At 72.7% G+C, this 22776-nt stretch carries 14 protein-coding genes; 9 read left to right on the forward strand and 5 right to left on the reverse strand.

The features are described 5' to 3' along the window. Window positions 1-293 precede the first annotated feature (293 nt). The 3 genes from HZS56_RS38225 to HZS56_RS16205 all read right to left on the reverse strand — a co-directional run bounded on the left by HZS56_RS38225 (window position 294) and on the right by HZS56_RS16205 (window position 4764). A complete protein-coding gene (locus HZS56_RS38225; protein ID WP_253914348.1) occupies window positions 294-2966 on the reverse strand; it encodes an ABC transporter substrate-binding protein in 2673 nt (890 codons plus the stop codon). A 202-nt stretch (window positions 2967-3168) separates the two neighbouring features. Further along, the gene (locus HZS56_RS16200; RefSeq protein WP_216721393.1) at window positions 3169-3942 is read right to left on the reverse strand and encodes an SDR family NAD(P)-dependent oxidoreductase; all 774 of its coding nucleotides are present in this window, start codon (window positions 3940-3942) and stop codon (window positions 3169-3171) included. Window positions 3943-4059: 117 nt separating this feature from the next. Further along, window positions 4060-4764, reverse strand: coding sequence for an MOSC domain-containing protein (locus HZS56_RS16205; RefSeq protein ID WP_216721394.1), 705 nt, complete (start codon window positions 4762-4764; stop codon window positions 4060-4062). 81 nt (window positions 4765-4845) lie between these two features. Between HZS56_RS16205 and HZS56_RS16210 the strand changes: the two genes are divergently transcribed. Continuing rightward, the gene (locus HZS56_RS16210; protein ID WP_216721395.1) at window positions 4846-5766 is read left to right on the forward strand and encodes a LysR family transcriptional regulator; all 921 of its coding nucleotides are present in this window, start codon (window positions 4846-4848) and stop codon (window positions 5764-5766) included. Window positions 5767-5812: 46 nt separating this feature from the next. Here the strand turns inward: HZS56_RS16210 and HZS56_RS16215 are convergent, their stop codons facing one another. Further along, window positions 5813-6145 carry a WhiB family transcriptional regulator gene (locus tag HZS56_RS16215; protein WP_216721396.1) on the reverse strand — a complete coding sequence of 111 codons (333 nt, stop codon included), beginning with the start codon at window positions 6143-6145 and terminating at the stop codon, window positions 5813-5815. 389 nt (window positions 6146-6534) lie between these two features. On the opposite strand from HZS56_RS16215, the gene HZS56_RS16220 reads away from it, so the two are divergent. The 4 genes from HZS56_RS16220 to HZS56_RS16235 all read left to right on the forward strand — a co-directional run bounded on the left by HZS56_RS16220 (window position 6535) and on the right by HZS56_RS16235 (window position 11022). Next, window positions 6535-7146, forward strand: coding sequence for a response regulator transcription factor (locus HZS56_RS16220; protein ID WP_003948568.1), 612 nt, complete (start codon window positions 6535-6537; stop codon window positions 7144-7146). A 276-nt stretch (window positions 7147-7422) separates the two neighbouring features. After that, the gene (locus HZS56_RS16225) at window positions 7423-8010 is read left to right on the forward strand and encodes a sigma-70 family RNA polymerase sigma factor (protein ID WP_030400271.1); all 588 of its coding nucleotides are present in this window, start codon (window positions 7423-7425) and stop codon (window positions 8008-8010) included. Between the two features lie 258 nt (window positions 8011-8268). After that, window positions 8269-9774 carry an IMP dehydrogenase gene (gene guaB, locus HZS56_RS16230; protein ID WP_216721397.1) on the forward strand — a complete coding sequence of 502 codons (1506 nt, stop codon included), beginning with the start codon at window positions 8269-8271 and terminating at the stop codon, window positions 9772-9774. 123 nt (window positions 9775-9897) lie between these two features. After that, window positions 9898-11022, forward strand: a complete 1125-nt coding sequence (locus HZS56_RS16235; protein WP_216721398.1) for a GuaB3 family IMP dehydrogenase-related protein — start codon at window positions 9898-9900, stop codon at window positions 11020-11022. 545 nt (window positions 11023-11567) lie between these two features. Here HZS56_RS16235 and HZS56_RS16240 read toward each other — a convergent pair. After that, window positions 11568-12776, reverse strand: coding sequence for a nucleotide sugar dehydrogenase (locus tag HZS56_RS16240; RefSeq protein WP_216721399.1), 1209 nt, complete (start codon window positions 12774-12776; stop codon window positions 11568-11570). Between the two features lie 377 nt (window positions 12777-13153). Between HZS56_RS16240 and HZS56_RS16245 the strand changes: the two genes are divergently transcribed. The 4 genes from HZS56_RS16245 to HZS56_RS16260 all read left to right on the forward strand — a co-directional run bounded on the left by HZS56_RS16245 (window position 13154) and on the right by HZS56_RS16260 (window position 22709). Then, window positions 13154-14860, forward strand: a complete 1707-nt coding sequence (locus HZS56_RS16245) for a glycerol-3-phosphate dehydrogenase/oxidase (protein WP_216721400.1) — start codon at window positions 13154-13156, stop codon at window positions 14858-14860. A gap of 164 nt (window positions 14861-15024) precedes the next feature. Beyond that, window positions 15025-17208, forward strand: a complete 2184-nt coding sequence (locus tag HZS56_RS16250; protein ID WP_216721401.1) for a serine/threonine-protein kinase — start codon at window positions 15025-15027, stop codon at window positions 17206-17208. Window positions 17209-17359: 151 nt separating this feature from the next. Further along, entirely contained in the window at window positions 17360-20488 is a 3129-nt protein-coding gene (locus HZS56_RS16255) for a serine/threonine kinase C-terminal domain-containing protein (protein WP_216721402.1), read from the forward strand. 145 nt (window positions 20489-20633) lie between these two features. Continuing rightward, window positions 20634-22709, forward strand: a complete 2076-nt coding sequence (locus HZS56_RS16260; protein ID WP_216721403.1) for a serine/threonine-protein kinase — start codon at window positions 20634-20636, stop codon at window positions 22707-22709. The last annotated feature ends 67 nt before the right edge of the window (window positions 22710-22776 follow it).

Genomic DNA, 22776 nt, shown 5'->3' on the forward strand with positions numbered 1-22776 from the left:
CGCCGCCCCCCGGCCCGTCCTCGCCCCGTCCGTACGCCTGCTGTCCGTACGCCCCCTGCCGGTGCCGTCCACGAACAGTCCGTCCCGGCCCCAAGTGCCCGCGCTCACGCGATGCCGCCCTCTTCCTCGCCGAACCTGCGACCTCCCGCCCGCTGCGGGCGCAGCCATCCGACGCTACGTCGCCGGGGCGCGAGGCAGGCCACGGACGAGGGTGGATCACACGTTCGGGTGACACCCCCGGCCGCGCGCCCCGGTTCTTCCCCCGGTCCCGACCGCTGGTCCGGGCACGGCTGCTACTCCACGCCCAACGACACGTAGTCGTAGCGGCCGAAGTAGGCGTCCGACGTGTAGGCGTTGGTCAATCGCGGGCCACGCCACATCATGATCTTCTCGTAGGTGATGGGCAGATAGACGGCGTTCTCGGAGACCTGACGGTTGATCTGGTGGTAGATCCTCCCCGCCCTGACCGGATCCCGTTCGGCGATCGCATCGTCGAACAGGTCGTTGATCTCCGGATCGTCGAGCTCGCTGTAGTTGTTGTTGCCCGACTCCAGGATGAACCGTCCGTCGACCAGCGGACGCAGGAAACCCTGGCCGGTCGGGAAGTCCGCGGCGAAACCCATGAGGATGATGCCGTACCCCCTGTCCTTCACCGCCTTGGGCGACTCGAGCACCCCGAAGGTCGCGGCGCCGTCGATGCGGTCGATCGTCGTGCGGATGCCGACTTTCTCCAGCTGCTTCTGCAGGGCCAGAGCGGTGTCCACTTCGACCGGTACGTTCTTGCGCACGGCGATGGTCGTGGAGAAGCCGTCCGGCCTTCCGCACGCCTCGAGTTCCTTCCTGGCCGCTTCGAGTTGTGGCCCGCCCTTGTTCTCGAGCACGCCGTAGGGGTCGTAGGCCGGATCGGATCCCGCGATGGACGCCGGGAGCATGTTGGGCGCGATGTCACCGCCGACGAGTGGTCCTCCCCGGGCCGTCTGGAGCCCCTTGTGATCGGCGGCGAGGATGACGGCCTTGCGGCAGTGGATGTCGTTCATCGGCTCGACCGACTGCGGGAACGCCGCATACCTGATGAATCCGGTACCCGGATTGTCCAGGTGTCTCTTGAGGTCGGAGCTCTTCAACGCCTTGGAGACGGCAGCCCGGCTGAGTCCGGTCCCGTTCAGGTCGAGATCGAACTCGCCCTTGATCAGACGGGTGTCCATGTCGTCGGCATCGGCGACGAAGGTGACCTCGATGCGGTCGGGAAGCGCCGGACGGATTGGATCCGATTCCTCGTTCCACCGCTCGTTGCGGACCAGGACCAGCTTGTGGTGCGGGTCGTACGACGCGAACTTGTACGGTCCCGACGAGAACGGCCTCAGTTCGTACACGCTGCCGGTGTCACGCTCCCGTTTGACCGGGGACGCCACGGGCAGAGCCAGCATCTGCTCGAAGTCACCGTTCGGCTGCGCGAGATGGAAGACGATCGTCCGGCTGTCCGGGGTCTCGATGGCCCGCAGCCCCAGCTTCTCCGGATGCTCGTCCTTGTACGGCCCCTTGTAGGTCTTCTTCGGATCGAGGACCTTCTGGAGGTATGCGGGGCCGCCGGAGACGACGTCACTGGCCCAGGTCCGCTCGATGCCGTACTTGACGTCCTGGGAGGTGATGGGCGACCCGTCCTCCCAGGTGCTGCCCTCACGCAGGACGTAGGTGTACGTCCTGCCGCCGTCCGAGACCTCCGCCAGGCCGGTGGCGAGGTCGGGCACCAGGGCGGTGCTTCTGGGCCCCGGCTGGGGAGCGAAGGTGACCAGCTGGCGGGCGTAGTAGCGGGCGAAGTTCCACACGAACCCGTAGTAGGTGCGCTGCGGGTCCCAGGAGTCGGCCTCCTGGGTGGCGGCGAAGCGCAGGGTGCCGCCCCGGGTCGTCGCCGCGTTGGCGACGCTGGTCGTTGCGGCGTCGTACTCGGCACCGGAGCCGGTCGTCCGCTGCGACGACTCGTGCCACCAGTCCAGCGCGACCGGAATTCCCGCGGCCAGCAGACCGACGGCTGCGACCCCGGAGGTGAGGGCACGGCTGAAACCGCGCCTCCTGCGACTGCGGTGCCGCGGGACGGCTGTGTCCTCCGCACCCTGATCGGCCGGCTCCCGGGTGGTGGCGGCGCGGCGGGCGTGCACCACGGTGAGCAGCTCGTCCGGAGTGGGCCGGTGGGCCGGGTTCTTGTCGAGGCATCTTCCGACGACGGTCCGCAGAGAGTCGGGGAGGGTGCCCAGGTCGGGGTCGTGATGGACGATCTGGTAGGCCGTCACATAGGGATTGCCCGCGTCGAAGGGGCCGCGGCCGGTGGCCGCGTAGACCAGGAGCGAGCCGAGCGCGAAGACGTCGGTGGCCGGGCTGACGGCCGGCGGAACCTGCCATTGCTCAGGGGCCATGAACGGTGGCGTCCCGACGATTTGGCCGGTCTGGGTCAGCACCTCCCCGGCATTGTGGTCGACGGCCTTGGCGATACCGAAGTCGATGACCCGTGGTCCGTCCTCGGTGATGAGGACGTTGCTGGGTTTCAGGTCCCGGTGGATCATGTGGACGCGGTGGATGTCGCGCAGGGCTTCGGCTAATCCGGCGAAAAGTTGCCACAGTTCTTCCGCGGGCATGGGGCCGTTGTCCTGGATATGCCTCGAAAGGGTCGGGGCGGGCACGTAGATCGTGGCCATCCAGGGCTGCGGGGCGTCCGGATCGGCGTCCACCACCGGGGCGGTGAAGGCCCCGCTGACCCGCCGCGCGGCCGCCACCTCCCGGCGGAACCGCGCCCGGAAGCGGGGATCCTCCGCCAGCTGCGGGTGCACCGCCTTCACGGCCACACGGCGACCCGACGGAGAATGGGCCAGGTAGACCTCGCCCATACCTCCCGCCCCGAGTCGGGAAACCAGGCGATAGGTGCCGATCGTTCGACGTTCAAGGCGTTCGGCGCCGTCGTCCGGAATTGACATGTTCCCCCCTGTGCCGGCCTGGCCGTCGCACAGATTACGGCGCGCAGGAGCCCGATCGCGCAGGGTGGACAGTACCGTTACAGAAAGGCGGAATCGTGCCGCACACCGTTGTCGCCGACCGCCCTTGCCCTTTGTCCCGGCCCGGTGGAAGGCCGGCTCGCTCGGGCGCGTATCCGGTCCGGGGGGCGACCGGCCGCTCTTCCTACCGCGGCCCGTACTTCCGTCCCGTCCGGGACGTGAACCCGCCCAGCAGCCCCCGCGGTACCAGCTTCGCCGCGCCCATCAGGGCCTTGTAGCGGGGGTCCGGGACGGAGACGGACTTGCCGCGGGAGAGGTCGGACAGGGCGGCCGTGACGACGTTGTCGGCGTCGAGCCACATCCACTTCGGGATGCTGTTCGTGTCCATGCCGGCCCGCTCGTGGAACTCCGTGCGCACGAAGCCGGGGCACAGCGCCATCAGCCGTACGCCGCTGCCCGCCAGGTCCTGCGCCACGCCCTGGGTGAACTGCACGACCCACGCCTTCGAGGCGCCGTACGTGCCGCGCGGGACGAAGGCCGCGGTCGAGGCGACGTTGACGACGCCGCCGCGGCCCCGCTGCCGCATGGCCTCCGCCGCCGTCGACGTCAGCCGGAGCACCGCCTCGCAGTGCACCTTGAGCATGGTCAGCTCGTCGGCCGTGGAGACGTCGAGGAAGCGGCCCTTGTTGCCGAAGCCGGCGTTGTTGATCAGCAGGTCGACGGGGTTCCTGCGGTCGTCCAGGCGGGCCGCCACCGCCTCGATGCCGGCGTCGGTCGCGAGGTCGGCCGTCAGCACCTCGGCCTCGATGCCGTGCCGGTCGTGCAGCTCGGTCGCCTGTCCGCGCAGCCGCTCGGTGTCCCGGGCCACCAGGACCAGGTCGTGTCCGTCCGCCGCCAGCCGACGCGCGAACGCGGCGCCGATGCCCGCCGTCGATCCCGTAATCAATGCCGTTGTCATGGCGCAAGGTTATGGGTCCGGACCGGGTGGGTCCGGTTCGCTCACTCCTGCCGACGATCGTGCAGATGTGGTGAAGAAGGCCCTGGTGAGGGCCGGTGACAATCTGGTGGCGGCCGGTCAGGAGCCGTACTCGGCCACGTACTTCCGTGCCCTCGCGAGCGCCTCCGGGTGCAGCGCGTCACCCGCGGCGAGCAGCCGGGGGAGCAGCTCCCGCTGGATCGTGACCGCCTTGAACTGCAGGGCCACGGTCACTTCGTGGGCGGGCCGGTGCACGACGCGCACCGGATCGCCCGTGCGGATCTCGCCGGGCTCCACGACCCGGAAGTACGCGCCCGGCGCGGCCTTCTCCATGAAGCGCTTCATCCACCGCTGCTCACCCATGTGGCCCTGGAAGGTCCGGCAGGGGATGCGCCCGGACGTCACCTCGAGCAGCAGCTCGGGGCCGACCCGCCAGCGCTCGCCGATCAGGGCGCCGGAGACGTCCAGGCCGGTGGTGGTGAGGTTCTCGCCGAAGGCGCCGTTCGGCAGCGGACGGCCCAGTTCGTGCTCCCACGCGTCCAGGTCCTCGCGGGCCACCGCGTACACCGCCTGGTCGTCGCCGCCGTGGTGGCGGGTGTCGCAGACGGCGTCGCCGGCCAGTCCGCTCCCTCCGGCCCCCTTCGTGCCGGGTGCCGCCACCCGTACGGGTCCTTCGGCGGGGCGCTTGTCGATGCCGGTGACCCCCTCGGGCTGGTCCGTGTACGGCACCGCGGTGGGGCGGCCCAGGTTGACGGACAGGAGCTTCGCGGCAGGACGGTGCAGCGGGGAGACGGGACGGTTCATGGGGGAACGGTAGAACAGCGCGGGTCAAAGCGTCGACGTGTTATTCGCCGCCCGGTCAAAGGGGCGCTTATCCTCGGAGGCGTGATCGAGGCTCGTCATCTCCGTGTGCTGCGCGCCGTGGCATCGACCGGTTCCTTCTCCGCCGCCGGGCGCGAGCTGGGCTGCACCCAGCCCGCCGTCAGCCAGCAGATGAAGGCGCTGGAGTCCTCCGTCGGCACCCCGCTGCTGGTACGCACCGGCCGCGAGATGCGGCTCACCCAGGCCGGTGAGGCGCTGGTGCGGCACGCCGCCGGGATCATCGCCGGGCTCACCGCGGCCGAGGAGGAGGTCGCCGCCATCGCCGGGCTGCGCGCCGGACGGGTGCGGCTGGTCTCCTTCCCCAGCGGCAGCTCCACCCTCGTACCGACCGCGCTGGCCGCACTGCGGGCCGCGCACCCCGGCACCCGTGTCTCGCTGGAGGAGGCCGAGCCGCCGAACTCCGTGCAGCTGCTGCGCGAGGGCGACTGCGACGTGGCACTCGCCTTCCGCTACGAGGGCGCGGCGGGCGCGGAGGAATGGGACGACCTCGTCGTACGGCCGCTGCTGACCGACCGGCTGGTGGCGCTGGTGCCCGAGGCGCACCGGCTCGCGCGTACGGCTGCGGACGGGGCCGTGGCCATCGGGGAGCTGGCCCGGGAGTCCTGGATCGCGGGCTGCCCGCGCTGCCGCGGCCAGCTGGTCGAGGTCTGCGAGGGCGCGGGCTTCAGCCCCCGCATCGACTTCGCGACCGACGACTACCCCGCGGTGGTCGGCCTCGTCGGCGCCGGACTGGGCGTGGCCGTCCTGCCCCAGCTCGCCGTCGACTCCGTACGGCCCCGTGGCGTACGGACGGTGACGCTGGAGCCGGCGGTGCGGCGGGAGATCGTCGCGCTCACCCTGCCCGACCTGGCCCAGGTCCCGGCGGTGGCGGCGACGCTGGACGAGCTCAGCCGGGCAGGCACGCGCCGTCCGCCGGCGCGCTGACCGCGTCGGAGGGCCGGCTGGCGGCCCTTTTCGGAGAAACGTTCCTTCAGTGAGGTGCGACCGCCTCCCCGCCGGTCGGTGCCGATGCCGCCACCAGCCGGTGACGGGCGCGTCCCATCAGCTCTTCGCGCTCGTCCTCGGTCAGCCCGCCCCACACGCCGTACGGCTCGCGCACCGCCAGCGCGTGCGCCGCGCACTCCGCGCGGACCGGGCACCTCATGCAGACCTCCTTGGCCGAGTTCTCGCGAGCGCTCCGTGCCGCACCGCGTTCGCCTTCCGGATGGAAGAAGAGTGAGCTGTCCACCCCACGGCACGCAGCCAGGAGCTGCCAGTCCCACAGGTCCGCGTTCGGTCCGGGAAGGCGGGAGAAATCTGCCATTGCGTGACCCCTTGTTGCCGATATGGGTGGATGAAGGGATACAGCGTCTGCAACCGTACAACTACGATCTAAGGAGATGAAAATATGACTCATTGCGAATCTAGCCGCAGACACCAGCGAAGTGGAAGAAAAGCGGCTGAATGGGGCACTGGTTGTGGCGAATCGGCGTGGGTCCGACGCGCATGTCTGCTGCGTGGCCGACCCCTCACGTAGAGTGCTGAAGACGACACACAGCCCCGTAACTCTTTCGAGTGACCGTCGTTGAGAGTGCGGAGGCGGTTGAAGGAACAAGTGCTCGGGCGGGCGTCCGGGACGGTCGACCGCACAGGTGACGATTTCGTACCAGCCTGGAGGCTCAACGTGACGCGCAAGAGCTGCGGAGGACGGCCATGACTTCCGTCCTCGTCTGCGACGACTCCCCGCTTGCCCGAGAGGCGCTGCGCCGCGCGGTCGCGACCGTGCCAGGCGTCGAGCGTGTGACGACGGCCGCCAACGGCGAGGAAGTCCTCCGCCGCTGGGGCGCCGACCGCTCCGACCTGATCCTGATGGACGTGCGCATGCCCGGACTGGGCGGCGTCGAGACCGTCCGGCGGCTGCTGTCCGCAGACCCCGGGGCACGGATCATCATGCTGACCGTCGCCGAGGACCTGGACGGCGTGGCCCTCGCGGTCGCCGCCGGTGCCCGCGGCTACCTGCACAAGGACGCCTCGCGCGCCGAACTGCGCGCCACGGTCACGCAGGCCCTCGCCGACCCCACCTGGCGGCTCGCCCCGCGCCGGCTGCGCTCGGCCGAGATGGGCGCCGCGCCCACCCTCACCGCGCGGGAGATCCAGGTCCTGGAGGGCATGAGCCACGGCCGCTCCAACGCGGAGATCGGCCGCGAGCTGTTCCTCTCCGAGGACACCGTCAAGACCCACGCCCGGCGGCTCTTCAAGAAGCTCGGCGCCTCGGACCGGGCGCACGCCGTGGCGCTCGGTTTCCGGTGGGGCCTGGTCCGCTAGGAGCCCCCGTGCAGAGGCCGGTCAGGGCCGTCGGGGACGTGAAGATCCCCGCTTACCGCGAGGTGAGCGGGGGTGACAAGGCGACCCGCCGGGTGCCCGCTGCTGGTTTCGCCGCGGATGACGCATCCTTGAGGTGTGGAGTTCCTCGGGGACGAGTCGGTCGAGCGGAAGGGGAGGGCGCAGGGGATGAGTTCCGGCGCACCTGCTCATAACGCTTCGGTGCACAACAACGGGCACGGAGCCACGGATCGGACGGCCGCAAGGCACGATGGACCGATGCGTGACGACGAGGCGCCCCCGGATCAGGGGACGGTCGGTGGGCTCGTCCACCGCGCCGTCGACGGGGACGAGCAGGCCACGCACGACCTGCTGGCCCATGTCCACCCCCTGGCGCTGCGCTACTGCCGCACGCGCCTGTCCCGGCTGCCCGGCGACGCCCGGCACTTCGTCGAGGACCTCGCCCAGGAGGTCTGCGTCGCGGTGCTCCTCGCGCTGCCCCGCTACAAGGACACCGGCCGCCCCTTCGAGGCGTTCGTCTTCGCCATCGCCGCCCACAAGGTCGCCGACCTGCAGCGCGCGGCGATGCGCCACCCCGGCTCGACGGCCGTCCCCTCCGACGAGATGCCCGAGCGGCCGGACGACTCCCTGGGCCCCGAGGAGCGCGCGCTGCTCAACAGCGACGCCGCCTGGGCCAAGAAACTGCTGGCCAACCTGCCCCAGAACCAGCGCGAGCTGCTGCTGCTGCGCATCGCCGTCGGCCTGACCGCCGAGGAGACCGGGCAGATGTTGGGAATGTCACCGGGGGCCGTGCGGGTCGCCCAGCACCGGGCACTGAGCCGGCTGCGGGCCCTGGCGGAGCAGTAGCCGCCGCCGGGAACGGCACGAGGGGCGTTGCCCGGTACCTTCGGGCGGTGTGCCGGCCCCCGGGAACGGCGCAGATGTGCGGCGGGGCGCCGCAGCGAACGGTGCGGACGGACGGTGCGCCGCCGCCGTGAACGGGTGGGGACCGCCATCCGTACGAAGCTACGAAGAGTGCGGGCCGCCCCGGTCGTGGAATGAGCCACCTCCACTTCCCGTTAGCATGGACATCCGCACCGATCAAGGCCATTTGGGGAAGGTGTCATGACTGCCAACGTCGACGGAGTGCCTGAGAAATTCGCGACCCTCGGGCTGACCTACGACGACGTGCTGCTGCTGCCGGGAGCGTCAGAGGTGCTCCCGAACGCGGTCGACACCTCGTCCCGCATCTCCCGCAACGTCCGGGTCAACCTCCCGCTGCTCTCGGCGGCGATGGACAAGGTGACCGAGTCCCGCATGGCCATCGCCATGGCCCGCCAGGGCGGCGTCGGCGTGCTGCACCGCAACCTGTCCGTGGAGGACCAGGTCAACCAGGTCGACCTCGTCAAGCGGTCCGAGTCCGGCATGGTCACCGACCCGATCACGGTCAACCCCGAGGCGACGCTCGGCGAGGCCGACGCCCTGTGCGCCAAGTTCCGCATCAGCGGCGTCCCGGTCACCGACCCGGCCGGCAAGCTGCTCGGCATCGTCACCAACCGCGACATGGCCTTCGAGTCCGACCGCACGCGCCAGGTGCGCGAGGTCATGACGCCGATGCCGCTGGTCACCGGCAAGGTCGGCATCTCCGGTGTGGACGCCATGGAGCTGCTGCGCCGGCACAAGATCGAGAAGCTTCCGCTGGTCGACGACGAGGGTGTCCTCAAGGGCCTCATCACGGTCAAGGACTTCGTCAAGGCCGAGCAGTACCCGAACGCCGCCAAGGACTCCGAGGGCCGGCTGCTGGTCGGCGCCGCGGTCGGCGCCAGCCCCGAGGCGCTGGAGCGCGCCCAGGCCCTGGCCGCCGCGGGCGTGGACTTCCTGGTCGTCGACACCTCGCACGGCCACAACAGCAACGCCCTGAGCTGGATGGCGAAGATCAAGTCCAGCGTCGGCGTCGACGTCGTCGGCGGCAACGTCGCCACCCGTGACGGAGCCCAGGCCCTGATCGACGCGGGCGTCGACGGCATCAAGGTCGGCGTCGGCCCCGGCTCCATCTGTACGACCCGCGTCGTCGCCGGCATCGGCGTGCCGCAGGTCACCGCGATCTACGAGGCGTCCCTCGCCGCCCGCGCCGCCGGGGTGCCGCTGATCGGCGACGGCGGCCTGCAGTACTCCGGCGACATCGGCAAGGCGCTGGCCGCCGGCGCCGACACCGTGATGCTGGGCAGCCTGCTCGCGGGCTGCGAGGAGTCGCCGGGCGAGCTGCAGTTCATCAACGGCAAGCAGTTCAAGTCGTACCGCGGCATGGGCTCGCTGGGTGCCATGCAGTCCCGCGGCCAGGGCAAGTCCTTCTCCAAGGACCGCTACTTCCAGGCCGAGGTCGCCTCCGACGACAAGCTCGTGCCCGAGGGCATCGAGGGCCAGGTCCCCTACCGCGGCCCGCTCGCCAACGTCCTGCACCAGCTCGTCGGCGGCCTGCGCCAGACCATGGGCTACGTCGGTGCCGCCACCATCGAGGAGATGGAGTCCAAGGGCCGCTTCGTGCGGATCACCTCCGCGGGCCTCAAGGAGAGCCACCCGCACGACATCCAGATGACCGTCGAGGCGCCGAACTACAGCCGCAGCAAGTAACCACGCAGGCAGCAGCCTCCCGAGGGCGGCTCCGGACCATCCGGGGCCGCCCTCAGCACTGCCCCGGCGGGCCCGTCGGGGATACTGGAAGGCGCTGCAACGCATCAGGGAAAGGCCACAGACGTGACTGAGATCGAGATCGGGCGCGGCAAGCGCGGCCGCCGGGCGTACGCCTTCGACGACATCGCCGTCGTCCCCAGCCGCCGTACGCGGGACCCGAAGGAGGTCTCGATCGCCTGGCAGATCGACGCCTACCGCTTCGAGCTGCCGTTCCTGGCCGCTCCCATGGACTCGGTCGTCTCCCCGGCCACCGCCATCCGCATCGGTGAGCTGGGCGGCCTCGGCGTCCTCAACCTGGAAGGGCTGTGGACCCGGCACGAGGACCCGCAGCCGCTGCTCGACGAGATCGCCGGTCTCGACGCGGACACCGCGACCCGCCGCCTCCAGGAGATCTACGCCGCTCCCATCCAGGAGGAGCTGATCGGGCAGCGCATCAAGGAGGTGCGCGACTCGGGCGTGGTCACCGCCGCCGCGCTCTCCCCGCAGCGCACCGCCCAGTTCTCCAAGGCCGTCGTGGACGCGGGCGTCGACATCTTCGTCATCCGCGGCACCACCGTCTCCGCGGAGCACGTCTCCGGCTCGCACGAGCCGCTGAACCTGAAGCAGTTCATCTACGAACTCGACGTCCCGGTGATCGTCGGCGGCTGCGCCACCTACACCGCCGCCCTGCACCTGATGCGTACCGGCGCCGCGGGCGTCCTGGTCGGCTTCGGCGGCGGCGCCGCCCACACCACGCGCAACGTGCTCGGCATCCAGGTGCCCATGGCCACCGCGGTCGCCGACGTGGCCGCGGCCCGCCGGGACTACATGGACGAGTCCGGCGGCCGGTACGTCCACGTCATCGCCGACGGCGGCGTCGGCTGGTCCGGCGACCTGCCCAAGGCCATCGCCTGCGGCGCCGACTCCGTGATGATGGGCTCCCCGCTGGCCCGCGCGACCGACGCGCCGGGCAGGGGCCACCACTGGGGCATGGAGGCCGTCAACGAGGAGCTGCCGCGCGGGCAGAAGGTCGACCTCGGCACGGTCGGCACCATCGAGGAGGTTCTCACCGGCCCGTCCCGCACCCCCGACGGCTCCATGAACTTCTTCGGCGCCCTGCGCCGCGCGATGGCCACCACGGGCTACAGCGAGCTGAAGGAGTTCCAGCGCGTCGAGGTCACGGTCGCGGACTCGCAGCACCGGCGGTAGTCCCCACGGGACGTGCAGGGGCCGGTCACCCGGGTGGGGTGACCGGCCCCTTTCGTGCGCTCGGGGGCTCTTGAGGGGGCGCGTGACGTGGCGCGGGGGCGTGCGGTGGTGTTCGGGGCGAATACGCGGGGGAGGGCCGTGCCGGGTCGGTAGTGTCCCTGCTCGGCGACCCCGTTCTCTGGGGCGCCCCCTTCCAAGGAACCGTTCCGGACCCCGCTCCTCGGGGCCCGGCCCGAATTCCGGACGGACCGCCTCACCGGGATATGGGCGGCATCGTGGAAGGGGGCGCGCCATGGGCCGTCACCGCAAGCCCACTCGCTGGGACCTGATCCGTCTGCGGATGGTGAAGTTCCGGAGGAGGTGCATCTTGTGGATCTACGGGAAGTGAGCGGCCGCCCCCACGTGAACTAGGGGCGGACACTCCGATCACTTCTCTGGAGCCTGCCGCATTCCCAGTGCGGTGGGCTCCACCCGCCCCACCGTACCGGCGCAGCCGCCCTCCCACCACCAGCCTCGTGGCCCGGTCACCTCCGTGCGCCCCCGCCTCACAACCGGTGCGCCGCCCCCGTGGGTGTGGCGCCTCGCGTGTCCAGGAGGAGCTGGGCCTTGACCGACAAGCCCTGCAGGTCGTACGTGCGGTGTTGCTGGAGGAGGATCGTGAGGTCGGCGTCGGCGGCGGCCTCGTAGAGGGAGTCGGCGCGGGGGACGGGGCGGTCGGCGACGTTCCAGGACGGGATGTGCGGGTCGTGGTAGCTCACCGCGGCGCCCATCGACATCAGGCGGGTCGCGATCTCCTCGGCCGGGGTGGCCTGCTGGTCGGCGAGGTCGGCCTTGTAGGTGACGCCGAGCAGGAGGATGCGGGCGCCGCGCGCGGACTTGCCGTGCTCGTTGAGGAGGGCGGCGGCGCGCTGGACGACGTAGCGGGGCATCTGGGAGTTGACCCGCTGGGCCAGCTCCACCATGCGCAGACTGTGCGGGGCCCGGCCGGTGAGGTCCTGGGGGACGGAGTGGCCGCCGACGCCGGGCCCGGGGCGGAAGGCCTGGAAGCCGAACGGCTTGGTCTCCGCGCAGCGCAGCACGTCCCACAGGTCGACGCCGAGGTCGTCGCAGAGCACGGCCATCTCGTTGACCAGGGCGATGTTCACGTGCCGGAAGTTGGTCTCCAGGAGCTGGACCGTCTCCGCCTCCCGCGGCCCCCGCGCGCGGACCACCTTGTCGGTGAGGCGGCTGAAGAAGGCGGCGGCCGACTCGGTGCAGGCGGGGGTGAGGCCGCCGATGACCTTCGGGGTGTTGGCCGGGGTGAAGTCGCGGTTGCCCGGGTCGACGCGGCTGGGGGAGTAGGCGAGGTGGAAGTCGCGGCCGGCGCGCAGCCCGGAGCCCTGCTCCAGGAGCGGGCGCAGGAACTCCTCCGTCGTCCCGGGCCGCACCGGCGACTCCAGGATGACGGTGGTGTGCGGGCGCATGTGCGCGGCCAGGGTGCGGGCCGCGGCCTCCACCTGGCCGAGGTCCAGGCCGCCGTCGGGGGAGGGCGGGGTGGGCGCGCAGATGACGGCGGTGCGGACGCGGCCCAGCTCGGCCGGTCCGTGCGGGGTGCGGAAGCCCGTCGCCAGCATCCGGCGCACCTCGGCGGGGGTGAGCGGGTCGGCCTCGGGGCCGGTGCGGTAGCCGAGGGTGGGGATGCCGGCGGCGACGGCGGCCTGGGCCAGGGGCAGGCCGTACGGGCCGAGTCCGATGACGGCGAGATCTGCGGGCATGGCGTGGGCCGTCCTTCCCAGTAGCCGGAGCGGGACAGGTGTGCAAGCCCGGTGGACAGGATGGGCGAGCACAACGTCAGACTAGGAGTAAATATGACCGATATGTGGGATTGATGAGCGGGGTTTTGCCGGGTTTCAGCGAGTTTCAGCTGGTTCTGACGTGGGTCGACGGCGGAGACCCGGGGGTTGGCGTGGTTGGCGCCGGTGGGCGGGGGAGTTGTCCACAGGCGTGGGCGGATCCGGATGCCGGGTTGTCCACAGGTTGGGGCGTGCGGCTGCCGATCTCGGGCAGGCGGGTCAGAATCTGGGCATGGGGGTACCAGGAACCGGGCTCGCCCGACGGGTGCGGCCGACGCGACCGACAGCGGGAGGCAGCAGTGAGGACAGCGACACTGGGGCCGGCGCAGCGCGCCGAGTCGCTCGCGGCCATGGCCGAGCGCGAGCTTGACGTACTGGTGGTGGGCGCCGGTGTGGTCGGTGCGGGCACCGCGCTCGACGCCGTGACGCGCGGCCTGTCCGTCGGCCTGGTGGAGGCCCGGGACTGGGCGTCCGGCACCTCCAGCAGGTCCAGCAAGCTGATCCACGGCGGCCTGCGCTATCTGGAGATGCTCGACTTCGCGCTCGTACGGGAGGCGCTGAAGGAGCGCGGGCTGCTGCTCGAGCGGCTCGCCCCGCACCTGGTGAAGCCGGTGCCGTTCCTGTACCCGTTGCAGCACAAGGGCTGGGAACGGCTGTACGCGGGTTCGGGCGTCGCGCTCTACGACGCCATGTCCATGGCCCGCGGCCACGGCCGGGGCCTGCCGATGCACCGTCACCTGAGCCGCGGCCGCGCCCTGCGGGTCGCGCCCGCCCTCAAGAAGGACGCGCTGGTCGGGGCCCTCCAGTACTACGACGCACAGGTGGACGACGCCCGCTTCGTGGCCACCCTGGTGCGCACGGCGGCGGCGTACGGCGCGCAGGTCGCCAACCACGCGCGGGTCACCTCCTTCCTGCGCGAGGGCGAGCGGGTGGTCGGCGCACGGGTCCAGGACGTCGAGGCGGGCGGGGAGTACGAGGTCCGCGCCAAACAAGTGGTGAACGCGTCCGGGGTGTGGACCGACGACACCCAGTCGATGGTCGGGGAGCGCGGCCAGTTCCACGTCCGCGCCTCCAAGGGCATCCACCTCGTCGTGCCCAAGGACCGCATCCACTCCAGCACCGGGCTGATCCTGCGCACCGAGAAGTCCGTGCTGTTCGTCATCCCGTGGGGCCGGCACTGGATCATCGGCACCACCGACACCGACTGGGACCTGGACAAGGCCCACCCGGCCGCGTCCAGCGCCGACATCGACTACCTCCTGGAGCACGTCAACGCGGTGCTGTCGGTGCCCCTCACCCGCGACGACGTCGAGGGCGTGTACGCGGGGCTGCGCCCGTTGCTGGCCGGCGAGTCCGACGCCACCAGCAAGCTGTCGCGCGAGCACACCGTCGCGCACCCGGTGCCCGGCCTGGTCGTCGTGGCGGGCGGCAAGTACACGACGTACCGGGTGATGGCCAAGGACGCCGTCGACGAGGCGGTGCACGGGCTGGACCTGCGGGTCGCCGACAGCGTCACCGAGGAGACACCGCTGCTCGGCGCCGAGGGCTACCACGCGCTGTGGAACGCGCGGGCGCGGATCGCCGCCCGCACCGGCCTGCACGTGGTGCGCGTGGAGCACCTGCTCAACCGGTACGGGGCGATGGCCGAGGAGGTCCTGCAACTCATCGCCGACGACACCTCGTTGGGTGCGCCGCTGCAGGCCGCCGACGACTACCTGCGCGCCGAGGTCGTCTACGCCGCCTCGCACGAGGGCGCCCGGCACCTGGACGACGTGCTGACCCGGCGCACCCGCATCTCCATCGAGACCTTCGACCGCGGCACGCGCAGCGCCCGTGAGGCCGCCGAACTGATGGCACCGGTGCTGGGCTGGGACAAGAACCAGATCGAACGGGAGGTCCAGCACTACGAGAAGCGGGTCGAGGCCGAACGGGAGTCGCAGCGCCAGCCCGACGACCTGACGGCCGACGCGGCCCGGCTGGGGGCGCCGGACATCGCGGCGCGGTAGGGGCGCGGTCCCCGAGGGGCCGTGGGGGCGGGTGTGACGCGGTGTCGGGGCAGGGCGGTGCCCGGCTCCGCCTCCGGCCGCCTCCCGTGGCACCCTGGGCGTCGAGCACTTGTCGCGTGAGGGACAATGGAGGCTCTGTCAGGGCGGGTTGCATGAGGGGACGCATGTCGGAGGCGGAGCGGGCGGGGACATCCCGTACGGACAAGAGCGCACGTCTCCTCGCCGGGCGGTACCGGCTGGGAGACGTGCTCGGCCGCGGCGGCATGGGGACGGTGTGGCGGGCCGAGGACGAGACCCTCGGACGCACGGTCGCCGTCAAGGAGCTGCGGTTTCCGGGCAACATCGACGAGGAGGAGAAGCGGCGCCTGATCACGCGCACGCTGCGCGAGGCCAAGGCGATCGCGCGGATCCGCAACAACAGCGCCGTCACGGTCTACGACGTGGTCGAGGAGGACGACCGGCCGTGGATCGTGATGGAACTCGTCGAGGGCAAGTCGCTCGCCGAGGCCATCCGCGAGGACGGCCTCCTGGAGCCGAAGCGCGCCGCCGAGGTCGGCCTCGCCGTCCTCGACGTGCTGCGCTCCGCGCACCGCGAGGGCATCCTGCACCGTGACGTGAAGCCGTCCAACGTGCTGATCGCCGAGGACGGCCGGGTCGTGCTCACCGACTTCGGCATCGCCCAGGTGGAGGGCGACCCGTCCATCACCTCCACCGGCATGCTCGTCGGCGCCCCCTCCTACATCTCCCCGGAGCGCGCCCGCGGCCACAAGCCCGGCCCGGCCGCCGACCTCTGGTCGCTCGGCGGGCTGCTGTACGCCGCCGTGGAGGGCACCCCGCCCTACGACAAGGGCTCCGCGATCGCCACGCTCACCGCGGTGATGACGGAGAACCTGGAGGAACCGAAGAACGCCGGACCGCTGCGGGACGTCATCTACGGGCTGCTCAACAAGGAACCCGCCCTGCGGCTGGACGACGCGGGCGCCCGCGCGATGCTCAACAAGGTCATCCACGCTCCCGAGCCCGAGCCCGTGGACGCCACCAAGGTCGTGCCGCTGCCCGCACAGCCGGACGGGCCGGCGGGCCGCGGCGGCGCGGCGGGCAACGGGGGCAGGCGGACCGAGGAGGCCGGGGAGCGGCTGCGCGGGGCGCTGCGTTCCGTGCGCAAGGCCGCCGTCGGAGCGGGCGCGGCCGGTGCCGCGGCCGCCGCGCGGACCAGGCAGGGCCGGGGCGGCGCCGGCACGGCGGGGATGTCGCAGGCCGCGGGAACGGCTGCGGCGTCCGGGGCCGCCGGTACGGTCGCCCCGCCGGGACCGGCCGAGGGCGCGGCTTCCGGCGCGGGCACACGGTCCGGTGCGGGTGCGCGGTCCGGTGTGGGCGCGGGGGTCGGGTCCGGCTCCGGCGTCGGCGCGGGCCGTGGTGCGGGCACGGGAGCGGCCTCCGGGGGCAGCGGTCCGGGCGGTGGCACCGGCGGTGGCACGAGCGGTGGTACGGGCGGTGGTACGGCTAACTCTCCCGCGGGTGCGCGCAGTTCCGGCTGGCCGGTCATGCCGCCGCCGGACCTGCCGGTCCGCTCCGCGCCCCGCGCCCCGCTGACCGACGTGGTGCCCCGCCGTACGCTGATCATCATCGCGGTGGTCGTGGCCCTCGCGGTACTCGGCACCGTACTGGCCCTCACGCTCGGGGGCGGCGACGACGAGAAGGGCGCCGAGGGCGGTGGCGGTGGCGGGACCGTGGCCTCCGCCGGGCCGAGCGGCGACACCAAGCAGGACGAGGAGAGCGGTACCGGCACCGACGGCTCCGCCTCCGCCCCGGCCGCGGGCGGTGACGCGTCCGCCGCGGACGCCGGCGCGTCCGGCGAGGCGGGGAGCGGGGCGCAGGACGACGCCGGGAAGTCCGACGACTCCGGCGACGGCGAGGGCGCGGCCGCCACCCACAAGGGCAGCCAGGGGTACCGCATCGGGCTGCCCGAGGGCTGGAAGTACGCCTCCACGGGGTCCGCGGGGGACCGTTTCACCGGACCGCGCGGGCAGAAGCTGCTGGTCGCCTGGACCTCCACGCCCAAGGGCGACCCGGTCTCCGACTGGGAGAGCCAGGAGCAGTACATGGTGCGCTCGCAGTACAAGAAGATCCGCATAGAGAAGGTGGACTACCGGGACTGGAACGCGGCCGACTGGGAGTTCACCTACACCGACGGCGGCACCAAGTACCGCACCGTGGACCGGGGGTTCGTCGTCAACGACCACCAGGGCTACGCGCTGATGTACACCGCGAAGGCGGCCGACTGGGACAGTGACCTGCGCGAGGACACCTGGCAGACCCTGTCGGAGACCTTCGAACCCAAGTCCTGAGCGGGCGGGGCCGGGTTTGAGCCGCCCGATATCTGGCATCAGCTCATTGCGGGTTGCCTCCGGCACGTATCGTGAGTGCTTGCGGACCGTACGCAGCCGGAACGGCCCGCCGGACGAACGGAATTGACCGAGGGCTGCCGGGGGTGGCGACGTGGACGACTATGCGGGACGGGTACTCGCCGACCGCTACCGCCTGCCCCTGCCGCCGTCCGACGAGTACGAACTCACCGAGACCCGGGCCTTCGACACGTACAGCGGCCAGGAAGTGCTGGTACGGCAGGTGCCGTTGCCGGAGGTCGTCGAGGCGGAGGTGCTCGACGTGGAGGGCCTTCCCGACGGGTTCACGGCCCGCGACGGAGGCCTCCGGCACCCCGGTGTCCGGCATTCCGGCAGGCGGTCGCCGGCCGCGGGCGGGGCCGTGCGGCGGCCGGCCGACCCGGTGGTGCGGCGGGCCGTCGAGGCCGCCCAGGCCGCGGCCGCGGTGCCCGACCACCCGCGCCTGGACCAGGTCTTCGACGTGTTCGCCGAGGGCGGTTCGCTGTGGATCGTCAGCGAACTGGTGGCCGCGAGGCCGCTGGCCGCGCTGCTCGCCGAGCAGACCCTGACGCCGTACCGGGCCGCCGAGGTCGCCTCCGACGTGCTCCTCGCGCTGCGGGTGCTGCACACCCACGGCTGGGTGCACCGCAACATCACCGCGCGGACCGTACTCGTCTGCGACGACGGACGTGTGATGCTGACCGGTCTGGCGGCCGGGGCGGCGGAGGAGGCGCTGTGCGGGTACGACCCCGTCCCCGCCCCCGACGAGGAGCCGCCCCCCGCGACCGGTCCGGGCGGAACCTTCGGCCCGGGAGGCGGCACGCCCGGTGCCTCCGGCACCACCGCGATTCGGCCCGGGTCCGTGGCTGGGGCTGGGGCTGGGGTTGGGACCGGGGCTGGGAGTTCCGGTTCCGGTGGCGCGCGTGCCGGGATCCTCGGTCCCGCGTCCGGCCCGGGACCGGGCGACGCCGATCCCGAGGCCGCCCGCCGGGCCGCCATCGAGGCGCGGGGCGTCGGGGAGCTGCCGGTGCCCGGCACCCCCACGCCCGGCCCTCCGGGGCTCGCGCCCGCGCCGCTGGACCCCGCGGGCGAGGCCCGCGCCGCGCGTGCCGGTGCGATCGCCGCGTACCGCGCCGGTGCCCGCGCCGCGGCCCGGGTCCAGGAGGCCCAGAACGGTCGCGCGGCCCTGCCCGGCGCCCGCCCCGCCCCCGACAGCGGTGCCGACGGCCTGCCACAGCGCACCACGGCCGCCGACGGGCACCCGGGCCACGGCATCGAGGGCGGAGCCGGAGACGGTGCCGGTGCCGGTGCCGGAGACGGTTCCGGTGGGGCGCGGCCCGGACGCGGGCCCGACGCCGGTCGGGACGCCTACGGGGTCGACGCCGGTCGGGACGCCTACGGGGTTGGCCCCGGGTTCGAGACCGGGCCGGTCGACTACGGGGCCCGTCCGGGCAGCAGGCCGTACGAGGGTGGCGGCGACGTTCCGGCCGGGGACGCGGGGTTCGCCGCCGGTCCGGGGTCCGCCGGAGACAGGGCGTTCGAGACCGGTTCCGGTGCCGGTCCGGGGCCCGGTCCCGGTCCCGGTTCCGGTTCCGGTCGCGTGGGAGGCGCCGCGTTCGAGACCGGTGCCCGTCCTGTCGGAGGTGGGGGGTTCGAGGGCGGTTCCAGCCTCGGTGGAGGCGCCGGCTTCGGCTCCCTCCCCGGCGCCGCCGGAGCCGGGCCCGGCGCCAACGCCCCGCCCGGACAGATCGCCGACCCCTACGGCGTAGGCACCGGAGACCCCTGGCACGGCACCACGCCCTGGGCCACCGGCCCAGCGCGGCCGGTCCCGACCGCCCCGGCACGGGAGGCGGCCTCTCTGGAGCCTGGCTTGAAGCCAAGCCTGGAGCCCGGCCTGGAGCCAGGTGTGAAGCCAGGTGTGAAGCCAGGCGTGGAGTCAGGCGCCGCGGGGGCCGGAGGCTGGGACGGGCCGTCCGCACGTACGCCCGCGTCCCGCGGCCCCGCCACCGCTCTCGATGCCGAGCGGGCCCGGCAGACGCGGATGGCCGTGGTCGGGCCGGTGACCGAGCGGTGGGCGCCGGAGCAGGCGGGCCCCGTGCACGAGAACTGGCAGCTGGCCGCGCCCATCGGCCCGGCGACGGACCTGTGGGCGCTGGGCGCCCTGCTCTTCCGCGCCGTACAGGGACACGCGCCCTACCCGGAGGAGTCGACCGCCGAGCTGGTGCAGATCGTGTGCGCGGAGCCGCCCGCCTTCGCCGAGGAGTGCGGGCCGCTGCGCCCGGTCGTGGAGTCGCTGCTGCGTCAGGACCCCACCGAGCGCATCGACTTCGAGGAACTGCGCGGCTGGCTGCGCTCCCTCGTGCGCTCGGCGCCCGAGCCCGAGGCCGGGCTGAACGTGATCCCGGCCCCGCCCGCGGAGACCAGCCGGCTGCCCATCGTGCGCCGCCGCGGCGAGCTGGTGCGCAGGCGGCGCGCCGGGCTGCCCGCGCACCACGGGCGGCACAAGCGGGGCCGGGAGCCGGCCCGCTCCCCGCGCAGCCTCGGCCGGACACTGCTCCTGGTGATACTGCTCGCCCTGGCCGGGGCGGTCGCGTACGCCGTGTTCTTCATGCCGAAGAGCGGTACCGCCGACTCCGGCACCGCACGGACCGGTGCCGCCGGCGGGGCGAGCCGCGCGCCGGCCGAGAGTTCGCCGGACACCGGCAGCGAGCCGGAGCCCGAGCGGAACTCCCCGACCACCGACCCCGGCGCCTCCGGGACGGCGGGCGGCTCCACCGAACCGCAGTCCGACGTCGCCGACGGATTCACCCTGCGCAAGGACCAGGAGGGCTTCAGCGTCGCCGTCGCCGAGGGCTGGGACCGCACCCCTCGCAACGGCAGCGGCCAGGTCGTCTACGGCAAGGGTGACTTCGAGCTCCTCGTCGTGCCCGGCCGGGACCGCGCCTCGGAGTTCGGTGACGACCCGATGGCCTACCAGCGCGACAGCGAGCCCGAGTTGGCGTCGTACCGGGCCTCCAGCTGGGCCACCTCCAGCGGGCTGAAGACCATCGAGGTCGGTGGACGTACCTCTGCTGAGGGGCAGTTCACCTGGACCGGTGTGAAGGGCGAGCTGTTCGTGCACAACGCCGCCGTCCTGATCGACGGCCGTTACCACGTGGTGCAGGTCCGCGGTCCGGAGGCGGAACGGGACGAGGTGAGCCGGATCTTCGAGCAGGCCTCGGCGACCTACCGGTACGCGCCCTGACCGCAGTTCGCCCCGATGGTTGACTGCCATCACGGAAAGCGACAACCGTCACAGAGCGGTTTCCATCCCACCCCGCCCGTTCCCCGACGGGTGGCCGGTCCCTAGTCTGGCCCTGACAAGACCATTGCGGGGCAACGTGAATCAGATGCAGGGCCGGCTCGTCGCAGACCGATACCGGCTCGAGGAGGCCATCGGCAGCGGCGGCATGGGCCGGGTGTGGCGCGCACACGACGAGGTGCTGCACCGGATCGTCGCCATCAAGGAGTTGACCGCCGCGCTCTACGTCTCGGAGAGCGACCAGGCCATCCTGCTGGCGCGCACCCGGGGCGAGGCGCGCGCCGCGGCACGGATCAACCACTCGGCCGTCGTCACCGTCCACGACGTACTCGAACACGACGGCCGGCCGTGGATCGTGATGGAGCTGGTCGAGGGCCGCTCGCTGGCCGACGCGGTCAAGACGGAAGAGCGGGTCGAACCGCGGGAGGCGGCCCGCATCGGCCTGTGGGTGCTGCGCGCCCTGCGCGCCGCACACGCCGCCGGTGTCCTGCACCGGGACGTCAAACCGGGCAACGTACTGCTCGGCGACGACGGCCGGGTGCTGCTCACCGACTTCGGCATCGCGCAGATCGAGGGCGACTCCACCATCACCCGGACCGGTGAGGTCGTCGGCTCCGTCGACTACCTCGCGCCCGAACGGGTCCGCGGCCACGACCCCGGCCCCTCCTCCGACCTGTGGGCACTCGGCGCGACGCTGTACACGGCGGTGGAGGGCAGGTCGCCGTTCCGGCGCACCTCGCCGCTGACGACCATGCAGGCGGTCGTCGAGGAGGAGGCCACCGAGCCCCGGTACGCCGGTCCGCTGGCGCCCGTCATCAGCGCCCTGCTCTGCAAGGACCCGCAGGCGCGGCCCGACGCGACCGAGACCGAGCACCTGCTCGCCCAGGCGGCGGAGGGGCGGCGCCCGGACGCGGCCCAGGCGTACGTGCCGACCACGCAGTACACGGGGCCGCCGGACCAGGGAGACACCCCGCACGAGCACCCGGCGGGCCCGGCGACCGGGACGCCGTATCCGCCGGTGGCCGGTCCGTCGATGGCCGGTCCGCCGGTGGCCGGGCCGCCCGGCACGGGGTCGGCGGCCAACGGGCCCACGGGCAGCGGGCCCACGGGCAGTGGGCCCATGGGCAGCGGTCCCACGGGCAGCGGTCCCACGGGTACCGGTCCCACGGCTGTGGGTTCTGCGGCGACCGGTCATACGGCGTTCGGTCCCGCGGCCACCGGTGACCGGGTGACCGGTCACACGGGCACCGGCCCTACGGCCGTCGGCGCCTCGGTCCCGGGGCACGCGGGGGCCGGGTACACGAACTCGGCGTACGGGCAATCCGAGTACACGGACTACACGAACTCGGCGTACACGAGCGCGGGCCGCCCCGGCCACCCGGGTCGCGACGGCACGGGGCACACGGGGCACACGGGGCACACGGGGCCCGGGCAGGTGCCGCCGGGCCACACCGCCACCGGCCCGGTACCGGTCGGGCCGGGCGCTCCCCGACGCCACCGGCTCGGGCGCCCGCGCACCTTCGTCCTGGTCGTCGCCGTCGCCGCCCTCATCGGCGCGGGCACCGCCGTGCTGCTCGACCAGCAGGGCGACAAGGAGCGCGGCTCCGAGGCCGGTTCCCGGCCCACCCGCTCGACCTCCCCCCTGCCCGACCCCTCCGCCAGCAGCAAGGACCCCGGCAGCTCCGTCCCCGCCGACTGGGTACGCCGGAACGACCCGCTGGGTTTCGGCCTGTCCCTGCCCAAGGGCTGGAAGCGGAAGGACTTCGACGGCGACAGCGGCGAACTCCGGCAGATCGACTACACCCCCGACGGCGGCGAGCACGTCATCCGCATATCCGTCGACACCGCCCCCGACTACAACGACCCGTACACCCACCAGCAGGACCTGGACGCCCAGCTCGGCCAGCGTCTGGTCGACTACCAGCGCGTCGCCCTGGAAAGGGTCGACTACCGGGACCGCGACAGCGCCCGGTGGGAGTACACCTGGACCGCGCTGGCGAAGGACACCTCCTTCCCCGGCCCGCGCCGCGCCGTGTCGCAGTCGTACGTCTCCCGCGACGGCGTCGAGTACGCCTTCAACATGTCGGGGCCGGCCAGCGACTGGCCGACCACGCGACAGCAGTTCAGGACCGTGCTCCAGAGCTGGCAGGAAAAGACCGGCTGACCCGTACGACGCGACGGCCGTGAGGCGGCAGCCGCGAGGCACCGAACGGGTCTCGCACACCCGTCGG

Origin of the sequence: Streptomyces mayonensis (assembly GCF_018982965.1) — a bacterium.
In the GTDB taxonomy this organism is placed as follows: domain Bacteria; phylum Actinomycetota; class Actinomycetes; order Streptomycetales; family Streptomycetaceae; genus Streptomyces; species Streptomyces mayonensis.